The organism is Streptomyces tamarix, from assembly GCF_032423885.1.
GTDB classification, from domain to species: Bacteria; Actinomycetota; Actinomycetes; order Streptomycetales; family Streptomycetaceae; genus Streptomyces; species Streptomyces tamarix.
The window spans coordinates 1-10709 of sequence record NZ_JAWCTQ010000079.1 but is presented as its reverse complement, the minus strand read 5'-3'; the positions used below and the strand labels follow the sequence as shown (position 1 = coordinate 10709).

Genomic DNA, 10709 nt, shown 5'->3' with positions numbered 1-10709 from the left:
GCCGGGTCCCCCGCGCCGCGGCCCCGTCCGGCGGCGCCGGCGAGGCGCCGCACGCCGGTGCCCGCCGCGTCGGGGCGGACACCGGTCGGCTCGGCGGCCTCCACGACCAACCGGGCGGCCCCGGCCCGCCGTGTCCGTCCGCCCTGCCCCGGCCCGCCCTGCCCCGTCCGCCCCGTACGCCGCGCCCCGGTACCCGCCGTACGCCGCGCCCCGTCCGCCGCGTGCCGCGGGTGCCGCCCCGCCGGGCGGGCGGCACCCGGGGCCGGGGGTCAGCGGACCGTCAGCCGCTTGGGCGCCGAGCCCTGCCCGAGGACACCGAACAGCTTCTTGATGTCCTGCGGCGAGAGCTTGACGCACCCGGCGGACTTGTAGTCCTTCACCCCGTCCCACCGCTGCCCCTCGGCCTGCCCCTGGCCGCCGTCGCGCGTCATCTCGCTGTGGATGAACAGCTCCGTGCGGGGGGTCCTGCCGTCCTTGCACGTCTTGTCGCTCAGCGGGATCGCGTAGCCCTTGATGACCCGGCCGTTGTACCGGGTGGTGCGCGCCCCGACGGAGTACGTGCCCGCCGGCAGCCACCCCTTCGAGCGGGCGCACTCGTCCCGGCCCTGCGGGTGGCTCGCGCCGAGGCCCGAGCCCGCGCGGAAGACGGCCACCGTCCGGCCGTCCCGCACCACGGACAGGCGCGAGTTCGTCGGGTCGCCGGAGTTCCGCGTGAAGGTCAGGGTGGTGGTGGCCGCCGCGGCCTCGCCGGGCCGCGCGGGGACGGCCAGCCCGTCCGGTGCGGTGGCGACGGCCCCGGCCAGCAGGCCGGCGACGCCGACGCCGATCGCGGCGGACCGGAAACCGAGGTAGGACATCACGGACATGGGTGGTCACTCCTTCGAGGGTTCTCTACGAGCCGTGCCCCCGACCGGGGGACGGCCTCCCGCACGGGGACGGTCCCGTGGAAACCGCGGGGACCGGGCGGTGCGGGCCGCCGGGAACCCACGATGGGGCTCCCGGCGGGCCCCGGGAAGCGGCACCGGCGGTGTCCCCGATGCGGAATCATGCATGCACCCATGCACGGCTGTGACGTGCGCTCATGCACGCTGGTGAAGCTCGGGAGGGCACATGGCGGAGGCGCCGCCGAACGGGACGGCGGACGGGGCGGGCCGGGAGCTGTCGGCGCTGCTGCGGACGTGGTGGGAGGACTCCGCGCGCACAGGACGGCGGAAACCGACCCAGGCGTCGCTCGCCCGGCAGGTCGGCGTCACCCAGACGACCCTGTCGCGGTACCTCAACCCCGCCCATCCGCTGGCGGCGCCCCCCGACGCCGTACGGACGCTCCACGCCGTTCTCGGCGCCCCGCCGGACGGCCTGGAGGCCGCTCTCCTGCTCGCCCGGAGCGCCCGCGCCGTCCAGCGACCCGCCGGGGACCCCGACCCGCGGCCAGGCGGCCTGACCGGCCCGCGACCGGACCGGCACGCCGCCGCCGAACCCGGTCCGCGGACGGCGCCGCCGAGACGCGGCACCGTCCGGCGCGCCCTCCTCGTCGCCGCGGTGACGGGGGCCGTCCTCATCGCCGGCTGGACGGCGAGCCGAGCGGCCCTGGAACCGGGCACCGGCCACGGGGTCCGTCCGGCGGCCGCGCCGCCCCGCCCGGAGGCCCCCCGCTGGCCGCTGGTCCGCAAGGGCGAGACGTCCTCCCTCACCTGGACCGTCCAGCGCCTGCTCAAGGCACACGGACACACCCTGCGCGCGGACGGCGTCTTCGGCCCGGAGACCCACGCGCAGGTCGTCGCCTTCCAGGAGCGCAACGGCCTCCAGCCGGACGGGAAGGTCGGACGCCACACCTGGCGGATGCTGGTCCTGCCCGCCGCCCCGGGGGACCGGGGCCCACAGGTGGAGGCGGTCCAGGACCTCCTGCACCGGGCCGGGCACCCCGCCGACATCACCGGCGCCTACACCGCCGCCACGCGGCAGATGGTGCGGGACTTCCAGCGCCGGCACGGTCTGCCCGCCACCGGCGCGGTCGACGAGGAGACCTGGCGGTCCCTCACCACGGCACCGCCCGCCTGACGCGGCCGTGTCCCGCCCCGCGCCACCGGCGGCCGGCGGCGGACGGCGGGCGGGGGACCGGGGGCGGGGCACGGAAGGGCGGTACGGGCGCGGGCGGGCGTCGTCCGGCCCCCGCCGGTCGCCGTCGAGCTCCCGCGCGGGAAGCGCGGGTCCCGTGCCCCCGTACGAGGACGCCGGAGCGGTCGCCGCCGTTCAGAGCGCCGGAACCGGCCCGCCCCGGCGCGGCTCCGCGTACCGGCGGGACGCCTCCGGGTGCGCGAGGAATGATCTTGAAGCTAGGATCACCTCACGTTCTTGGAACGCCCATGACACGCGAAGGGTCTCCACATGCGCATTTCCCCGTCCCGGGCGCCCCGCGCCCGGCGCACCGCACTGGGCGCCGCCGGGGCCGTCGCGGCCCTGCTGCTCGCCGCCACCCCCGCCACGGCCGAGGACGCCGTGGCCGACGCCCCGGAGTGGACCGTCGCCCAGGGCGCGGACCAGGGCGAGGCCACCACCGGCACCCAGACCCCGATGGCGTCCTCCTCCCTGCCGCCGGACAGCTGGTGCGTCGCCACGTACGGCTCCAAGGTCTGCTTCCAGCACGACGGCGACGTCATCTGGGTCCTGGACACCGCGTCCGACGGCATGTCCGCGATCGGCGGCGTCTACACCGACTACGGCCGGGCCCCCGAGGCGTGCCGCAACAAGTCCGGCTACAACCGCTGGGTGAAGTGCGACAAGGACTACGCCGAGTCCGGCAACGTCCGCCTGCGCGCCCTGCGCTACGACGGCGACACCGGCAAGTACTACCAGCCGGAGGCGTACTCGCGCTGGCTCCCGGTCGACGGGAGCTGACGGCCCGCCCGTCCCGCCCGGCCGCCGCCGCTCAGCCGGCCGGGCGGAGGTGGAGGTCGAGACCGCTCGTCCCCGGCGCCTCCGCGCCCGGCAGCAGCCTCATGTCGCGGTCGTAGTCACCTCCGGCGAGCGCCCGGAACGCGACGGGTTCGTCCGTGAACAGCGCGTCGAGCCGCCGCGCGTACGCCTGGCGCGCCGCCGCGAAGGCATCCTCCGGCAGGTCGTTCGCCCCGTACACGGCGAACGGCTCCAACGGCTCCATGCCCGTGAACCAGAACACGCCGTGCTGGATCGGGTGGAGGACGTCCGCGAGCCGCCCGTGGACGCCCCGGTCGGAGAACGCCGTCCCGCGCGCGCCCGCCGTCACCGACAGCAGCGCGCGGCGCCCCGCCAGGGCGGCTCCGCCGCCGTAGGGCGCAGGGACCTCGGGGCCGTACGCGAACCCGCAGCTGAAGACCCGGTCGATCCAACCCTTCAGGATCGCGGGCATCGAGAACCACCAGAGGGGGAACTGCAGGACCACCGCGTCCGACCAGTGGACCTTCTCCTGCTCGGCCGCCACGTCCGGCGTCAGCCGCCCCGCGAGCGTGGCCCGCTGCGAGGCGCCCATCACGTCCAGCCTCCCGCCCGCGGGATGTTCGGGGAAGTCGTCGGCGTCCACCGTCGCCTTCCACTTCATGGCGTACAGATCGGAGACCCGCACCTCGTGCCCCGCCGCCCGCAGGTGGTCGGCCGCGAAGGCGGTCAGGGCGGCGGTGAGCGAACGGGGCTCGGGGTGGGCGGTGACGACGAGGATCTTCTTGCGCTGCCGCGCGGTGGTTTCGGTCATGCCCCCACGCTCTCCCGTCCGCGGTCCGGCAGCCAGGACCCTGTACGACCGAGGGAACGCCGATCCTGGTACCCGCGGTACCACGCATACTTGTCCCCATGAAGATCGCGGACCGGACGCAGCGCACGGACGGCGCCGACGACGGCATCCCCTCGGAGGACGGCATCCCCTCCGGCGCCGTCGCCTCCGGCGGCGGGGCCGGAGGGATCGGCGACCCGCGGCGGGCGCTGGGCGGGTTCCTCCGGGCCCGCCGGGCCCGCGTCGCCCCCGAACACGTCGGCCTGGCCGGCGGAGGCCGCCGCCGGGTGCGCGGGCTGCGCCGGGAGGAGCTGGCCCAGCTCGCCGGGATCAGCGTGGACTACTACGTACGCCTCGAACAGGGCCGGGCCACCCAGCCGTCCCCCGAGGTCCTCGACTCGCTCGCCAGGGCCCTGCGCCTCGACGCGGCGGAGCGCAGGCACCTCGCCACCCTCGCCGCCGACCGGCGCGGCCCCGCACCCGCCACCCGGGTCGGCCCCGTGCTGCGGCGGCTCCTGGACGCGGTGGAGGGACTGCCCGCCTTCGTGACCGATCCCCGCCTCGACGTGGTCGCCTGGAACGGCCTCGGCGCCGAACTGATCGGCGGTCTGGCCGACCCCGGTCGCCGCGACCGGAACAACGGCCGGTACCTCTTCCTCGATCCCGCGTCGAGGGACGTCTTCCCCGACTGGGAGGAGCGGGCGGCGGAGGCCGTGGGCCAGTTGCGGGTCTCCACCGGCCGCTACCCGGAGGACGGGCGGCTGGCCGCGCTCATCACGGAACTCTCCTCGTACAGCGCCGACTTCCGGCGGATCTGGGCCTCCGGCGAGGTCATGATGTGCGGCGCCGGACGCAAGCGGCTGCGGCACCCCGTGGCCGGCACGCTCACCCTCGACTACGAGACGCTGCACGTGCCGGCCGCGCCCGGCGAGACCGGACTCGTCGTGCACGTGTTCAGCGCCGAGGAGGGCGGACCCGACGCCGCCGCCCTCGCCCGGCTCGCGACGGCCGTGCGCGAGGCGCCCGGCCCGCGCCGGGTGAGGGCGGCGGGCACGCTGCGGGGCTAGGAGCCGGAGCCCTCAAGCTGGTCGGCGAAGGCGCGCAGGGCGTCCGCCAGCTCCTTCTTGGTGGGCAACTGGTCGACCTTCTGGTTCAGCTCGGTGATCCGCCGGTCGATCTCCGCCAGGTTCGGCGGCACGGACGGGGACGGCGAGGCGCCGCCGGTCGGCGGGGTGCCGGTCGGCCCGCCGGTCGGTTCCCCGCCGGTCCCGCCCGAGCCGCCGCCGATCCAGCCGCCCGTGGCGCTGCCGGTGTCCCCGCTGCCCTCCGTGACGCCGACCGATCCGCTGCCGCCGGTGTCCCCGTCGCCTCCGGTGGCACCGCTCGACCCGCTGCCGCCGGTGTCCCCGCTGCCCTCCGTGACGCCGACCGACCCGCTGCCGCCCGTGCCGCCCGTGGAGTCATCGACCGGCGTCGGGGTGGCGGACGTGCTCGACGGAGGCGCCGGGGTCTCGTCCGTGCCGGCCGCGAGGGCGGCGCCGACACTGAGGGCCACCAGGGCCGCCGCTCCCGCGACGGCGGCCGAGAGCCGCCGGACCCGTGTGCGACGTGAGGCGGATGAGGTGTGAGGGTTCTGTGAGTTTCCCATGGGGGGACGCTAACGGGCGCCGCCCACCGGACGGGCGGCTTCCGCCGTTCTCCCGATCATCCGCACCGGACGGCCGGGCGTTCCGACCTGCGTCGACCGACACGAGGAGTCATCCTGTTACGGGTGGGTACGCGCGTTTGGTCCCGCACGACGAGGAGGATGAACCACATGGACGACACCGCAGCGGCGCCGACCCGCAGAACGGCCCCCGACGGCGTCACGGAGCTGCCGACCGTCAGCAGCCTGGCGGAGCTGACCGACCTCGTGGAGCGGCACGGCCGTCTCTTCGTCCGCTGGTCACGGGGCCCGGCCCGGGACATGGAGGACACCCGCAGCGTGGACCACCTGACCGGTATCCCCATGCCGGGCCTGTCGGCGAACCCGCTCCAGGTCGAGAGCTGGTGGGAGGACCGCCCCGTACGGCTCTGGGTGGCCCGCCGCCTGTACGACTACTGCCACCTGCGCCAGGAGCGGAACGGCGACGTGCGCCCCTGGGCCCTGCGCGGCCACGAGGTGGCCCGGGGCCCGGACAACGAGCCGCTGCTCAGCGACGTGGAACCGGTCTGCTGGATCGACCTGGCGGTGCTCCACGAGGCGGAGGAGGAGGTGGCGCGCCAGCGCGGCTCCTGGGGCCCCATGAACCGCAAGGTCTGACCGGGCGGCCCCGCACGCCCCGTGTGCCCGCACGGGAGGGGGGCGCGGCCGCACCCGCGACCGCGCCCCCCTCCCGTGCCGTGCGTCAGGCGCCGAAGACGGCCGGGTCCGGCCCGAGCCGCCGGCCCTCGTCGAGCGCCGCGAACGCCGCCATGTCCTCCGCGTCGAGCTCGAAGTCGAAGACGTCGATGTTCTCCCGGATCCGCGACGGCGTCACGGACTTCGGGATCACCACGTTGCCGAGCTGGAGGTGCCAGCGCAGCACGACCTGCGCCGGCGTGCGGCCGTGCTTGCGGGCGACGGCCGCGACGGCCGGCACCTCCAGCAGGCCGCGGCCCTGGCCCAGCGGCGACCACGCCTCGGTCGCGATGCCGTGCCGGGCGTGGAAGGCGCGGGACTCCGCCTGGGCGAGCTGGGGATGCAGCTCGATCTGGTTCACGGCGGGCACGACGGAGGTGGCGTCCATCAGCCGCTCCAGGTGCTCGGGCAGGAAGTTGGACACGCCGATGGCACGGGCGCGGCCGTCCGCGAGGATCTTCTCGAGCGCCTTGTACGTGTCGACGTACGCGTCCCGCGCCGGCATCGGCCAGTGGATCAGGTACAGGTCCACGTAGTCGAGGCCGAGCCGCTCCAGGGAGGCGTCGAAGGCGCGGAGCGCCGAATCGTACCCCTGCTCGCTGTTCCACAGCTTCGTGGTGACGAACAGCTCCTCGCGGGGGAGCCCGGACGCCGTGACGGCCTGTCCGGTGCCGCGCTCGTTCTCGTACACGGCGGCGGTGTCGATGCTCCGGTAGCCGGCGTCGAGGGCGGTGCCCACCGCCTCCGCCGCCTCGGCGTCCGGCACCTGCCAGACACCGAAGCCGAGCTGCGGCATGGTGACACCGTTGTTCAGGGTCAGGGAGGGGACCTTGCTCACGAGCGGTCGATCCTTACGTCGTTCGGTAGGTACTCCAGGTATCAACAGTCACACGGCGCGACGGCATTCCCGTGCTTGCACGCGGACCACCTCGCGCCGCGGGCGCCCCGCACCGACGGGCCTCGGGCCGTCGCGGAGCGTCCTCGACCCCCCTGCCCCGAGTGGCCGCGGCACACACGGCGCGCAGGGGGTCCCGGCCGCCGAGCGCGGCGTCCGGTGCCCGCCCGCTCCCGGGTGGCTCCGCTCGGCCCCGGCCGGCCCGGGGCCCCGGACCGGCTCAGGAGAAGACGACGCACGCGGCGGCGGGCACCTCCACCGAGCCGCAGCGGCGCAGCCGCCCGTCCAGCGGGTCCGCGTCGAACCACGTCACGTCCCCGGACCACTCGTTCGCCACGTACAGCCTGCGCCCCGAGGGGTCAGCGACGAGGTCGCGCGGCCAGCTCCCGCCGCACCCCACGCTCCCCGCGGGCCGCGGCTTCTCCGCCCCGTCCTCCAGGGACAGCGTGACGAGCGTGTCGGAGCCCCGCACCGCCGCCCGGAGGAACCGCCCGTCCGCCGAGACCGCGGGCACCGACGGGTAGGCCCGTACGTCCTCGGGGCCGCCGCCGTCGACCGCGACCTCCGACAGCGGCTCCAGCCACCCGGACGCCGCCTCCCAGCGGCACACGGTCACCTGCGGCTCCAGCTCGTGCAGGACGTACGCGACCGCGCCGTCCGGGTGGAACGCCAGGTGCCGGGGCCCCGACCCCACGCGGAGCCCCACCTCCCCGTGCACGCGGAGCGCCCCGCTCTCCGCGTCGAGCGCGCAGACCCGCACCGAGTCGGTCCCCAGGTCCGTGGTGAGCACCCACCGGCCGCTCGGGTCGGGCACCACCTGGTGGGCGTGCGGCCCCTCCTGCCGGTCCCGGTCCGGACCGGAGCCGTGGTGGGAGAGGACGACGGCCGGTCCGGCGATGCCGCCGCTGGCGTCCAGGGGCAGGCTGCTGACGCTCCCGGACCGGTAGTTGGCGGTCAGCAGCCGGCGTCCGGCGACGCTCAGGTGCGTGGGGCCGGAGGCGTCCACCGGGACGGGCCGGCCGAGCGGGGTCAGCTCGGGGCCCGCCGCCCGGAAGGCGGTGACCGCGCCGGATTCCGTCTCGCTCACCGCGTACAGCACCCCGGTGCCCCGGTCGAGCGTGAGCCACGACGGATCGACGAGCGCGTCGGTGGCCGCGACCGGCGTCAGCGCCCCGCTCGCCGGATCCACGGCGGCGACGGTGATGCCGCGCCCGCCGCCCGAGGTGAACGAACCGATGTACGCCCAGGACCCGCCACTCTGCTCCATTTTTGTCCCTTTCGTCGCATTCGTGCCTACGTGGTACGCCAACGACCACCGCCCCGGGGAGTCACCGCTTCCGCCCCGCACGGAACCCGGATGCGCCGACGGCGAACCGCTCTGGCCGCCCGGGCCCCGTACTGCTTGAGTGGCGGAATGGAGATCTTGATACTGGGCGGAACGGCCTGGCTCGGCAGGGAGCTGTCCCGGCAGGCGCTCGGGCGCGGCCACCGGGTGACGTGCCTCGCGCGTGGCGAGAGCGGGCGGGTCGCGGACGGCGCGGCGCTCGTCGCCGCCGACCGCCGCGACCCCGACGCGTACGCGCCGCTGCTCGACCGCGCGTGGGACGCGGTCGTCGAGGTGTCCTGGCAGCCGGGCTTCGTCCGGCGGGCGCTCGCCGCGCTCGCCGGCAGGGCCCGGCACTGGACGTACGTCTCCTCCGTCAGCGCGTACGCCTCCCACGCCGAGATCGGCGCCGACGAGTCCGCGCCGCTCCTCGCCCCGACCGACCGGGACGAGGTCGACCGCTCGGCGTACGGCGGGGCGAAGGCCGCCTGCGAACAGGCGTCGACGGCCGCCGCGGGCGACCGGCTCCTCATCGCCCGCGCCGGGCTCATCGGCGGCCCGGGCGACCACAGCGGGCGCTCCGGCTACTGGGCGGCCCGCGCCGCACGCGACCCGCGAGGACCGCTGCTGGTCCCGGACACGCCGGACCTGCCGACCCAGACCGTCGACGTACGGGACCTCTCCGCGTGGCTGCTCGACGCCGCCGAGGCGGGCACCACCGGCACGTACGACGCGGTCGGCCCCGTCGTCCCCTTCCGCGAGTGGATCGGGCTGTCCCGCGACGTCGCGGGGCACACGGGCCCGGTCGTCACGGCCGACTCGGCCTGGCTCCTCGCGCACGGCGTGGCCGAGTACATGGGCCCCGAGTCGCTGCCGATGTGGCTGGTCGAGCCCGGCTGTGAGGGCTGGTCAGCCCGGGACGGCTCCGCGGCGCGCGCGGCGGGCCTGCGCCACCGGCCCCGTGCGGAGCTGCTGGCCGACACCCTCCGCTGGGAGCGCGGGCAGGGCCTGGACCGCCCGCGTCGCGCGGGCCTCAGCGCCCGGCGCGAGGACGAACTGCTGGCCGCCCTCGCCCGGACCTGACGTCACCGACCCGTTCGACGGCTCCCCGTGCGGCTCCCGGTCGCCCTCGCTCGGACCTGACGGCGCCTCGGACGCGCCGAAGCGGCGGAGCCCGGGGTGCGGAACACCGTCCCCCGCGGGGCCCGCCGCGCGCCGGGCGGGCCCCGCGGCCACCGCGTCCGGCCGGGGAGCGGAGAACGGCACGGAGGGCCGCTCCGCCGCCTCCGGAGGGAGGGTTGACCACCCGGTGGCCGGTCACGGCAGGTGCCCGCCCGCCGCGCCCTCCAACGGCTCGCCCGGGGTGGCGACGGGCTCCCCGGTCGCGGCGGAACGCCCAAGTGGCCGCCGGTGGACCGGACCTGAAGACCGCCCATACCGCGCCGGTGGGACAGGGCCTGGAGGCCGTGGTCCGTGCGCGCGCCCACGCCCCGCGTCGTCCGCCGCACACCCCCCGGACGCGCCCCCGTAACCCCTCGGCAACTCGCCACACATGGATTCCGCCAACGGTGAGGAGTCTCACAAAATGCCGATTCCGTTCGGAAATCCCTCCCTTCATGGGTCAAGATCCCTGTCGACGACAAGCCCTCGCCGCCGTGGCGAGGCGGTCCGGGTGGACGCCGAGTCCTGCCGCCGTCCGGATCTGGTCGACACGAAGTGAATCGGCAGGAGTGGAGGACCCAGCAGTACCGGGACGTGCGCACCACCGGCCGTCCCTTGGGGTGAAGCCGCGTCAGCGGCCGGGCAACTTCGCCTGCCCGAACCCGACAGGTCATCCTTCGCAGGCGGATGACGAAGGGTTGCGCATGACCGCGCAGAATCACGTTCCGTCCGTGCTGTCCCGAACCGGCACCGTCTCGGCCCTGACCATCGCCGCCCTCGCCGGCACCCTGCTGGCACCGGGCGCCGCCCCCGACGCACAGGCGGCGGGCCCCGCGTACGCGACGAAGGCCCTCAACGTGGCGGCCTCCAAGAAGGGTTCCCCGTACAAGTACGGAGCCGCGGGCCCGTCCCGGTTCGACTGCTCCGGCCTGACGCTGTACGCGTACAAGCAGGCCGGCAAGACCCTGCCGCGCACCGCGCAGCAGCAGTACAACCGCACGCGCCACATCTCGGCCTCCACCCTCCAAAAGGGTGACCTGGTCTTCTTCCACTCCGGCGGCCGCGTCTACCACGTCGGCGTCTACGCCGGGAGCAACCGGATCTGGCACGCCCCGAAGGCGGGTTCGGTGGTGAAGCTGGAGCGGATCTGGACCAAGAAGGTCCTCTACGGCCGGGTGCGCTGACGCCGGCCGTCGGCCCCGCTCCG

General features: G+C 75.9%; 11 protein-coding genes and 1 riboswitch. Of the genes, 6 read left to right on the top strand and 5 right to left on the bottom strand.

From position 1 onward, the window contains the following. Positions 1 to 269: 269 nt before the first annotated feature. Positions 270 to 866, bottom strand: a complete 597-nt coding sequence (locus RND61_RS31995; protein WP_315881677.1) for a L,D-transpeptidase — start codon at positions 864 to 866, stop codon at positions 270 to 272. A gap of 244 nt (positions 867 to 1110) precedes the next feature. On the opposite strand from RND61_RS31995, the gene RND61_RS31990 reads away from it, so the two are divergent. Both RND61_RS31990 and RND61_RS31985 read left to right on the top strand, forming a co-directional pair. Next, positions 1111 to 2058, top strand: a complete 948-nt coding sequence (locus tag RND61_RS31990) for a peptidoglycan-binding protein (RefSeq protein ID WP_315881676.1) — start codon at positions 1111 to 1113, stop codon at positions 2056 to 2058. A 327-nt stretch (positions 2059 to 2385) separates the two neighbouring features. Continuing rightward, entirely contained in the window at positions 2386 to 2895 is a 510-nt protein-coding gene (locus RND61_RS31985) for a hypothetical protein (protein WP_315881675.1), read from the top strand. 31 nt (positions 2896 to 2926) lie between these two features. Here the strand turns inward: RND61_RS31985 and RND61_RS31980 are convergent, their stop codons facing one another. Then, positions 2927 to 3724 carry an NAD(P)H-dependent oxidoreductase gene (locus RND61_RS31980; protein WP_315881674.1) on the bottom strand — a complete coding sequence of 266 codons (798 nt, stop codon included), beginning with the start codon at positions 3722 to 3724 and terminating at the stop codon, positions 2927 to 2929. Positions 3725 to 3822: 98 nt separating this feature from the next. Between RND61_RS31980 and RND61_RS31975 the strand changes: the two genes are divergently transcribed. Beyond that, positions 3823 to 4809 (top strand): helix-turn-helix transcriptional regulator, encoded by a 987-nt coding sequence (locus RND61_RS31975; RefSeq protein ID WP_315881673.1) that lies wholly within the window; start codon positions 3823 to 3825, stop codon positions 4807 to 4809. On the opposite strand, the gene RND61_RS31970 is transcribed toward RND61_RS31975, so the two are convergent. Further along, the gene (locus tag RND61_RS31970; protein ID WP_315881672.1) at positions 4806 to 5297 is read right to left on the bottom strand and encodes a hypothetical protein; all 492 of its coding nucleotides are present in this window, start codon (positions 5295 to 5297) and stop codon (positions 4806 to 4808) included. The two genes, RND61_RS31975 and RND61_RS31970, sit on opposite strands and share 4 nt — an antisense overlap. Positions 5298 to 5558: 261 nt before the next feature. Between RND61_RS31970 and RND61_RS31965 the strand changes: the two genes are divergently transcribed. Continuing rightward, entirely contained in the window at positions 5559 to 6044 is a 486-nt protein-coding gene (locus RND61_RS31965) for a DUF6098 family protein (protein WP_315881671.1), read from the top strand. Positions 6045 to 6129: 85 nt separating this feature from the next. Here the strand turns inward: RND61_RS31965 and RND61_RS31960 are convergent, their stop codons facing one another. After that, the gene (locus RND61_RS31960) at positions 6130 to 6960 is read right to left on the bottom strand and encodes an aldo/keto reductase (RefSeq protein WP_315881670.1); all 831 of its coding nucleotides are present in this window, start codon (positions 6958 to 6960) and stop codon (positions 6130 to 6132) included. Between the two features lie 277 nt (positions 6961 to 7237). After that, positions 7238 to 8284 (bottom strand): lactonase family protein, encoded by a 1047-nt coding sequence (locus RND61_RS31955; protein WP_315881669.1) that lies wholly within the window; start codon positions 8282 to 8284, stop codon positions 7238 to 7240. 147 nt (positions 8285 to 8431) lie between these two features. Between RND61_RS31955 and RND61_RS31950 the strand changes: the two genes are divergently transcribed. Together RND61_RS31950 and RND61_RS31945 are read left to right on the top strand one after the other, a co-directional pair. Further along, entirely contained in the window at positions 8432 to 9424 is a 993-nt protein-coding gene (locus tag RND61_RS31950; RefSeq protein ID WP_315881668.1) for an NAD-dependent epimerase/dehydratase family protein, read from the top strand. Positions 9425 to 10041: 617 nt separating this feature from the next. Continuing rightward, positions 10042 to 10203, top strand: a riboswitch (cyclic di-AMP (ydaO/yuaA leader). A 3-nt stretch (positions 10204 to 10206) separates the two neighbouring features. Next, a complete protein-coding gene (locus RND61_RS31945; RefSeq protein WP_315881667.1) occupies positions 10207 to 10686 on the top strand; it encodes a C40 family peptidase in 480 nt (159 codons plus the stop codon). Positions 10687 to 10709 lie beyond the last annotated feature (23 nt).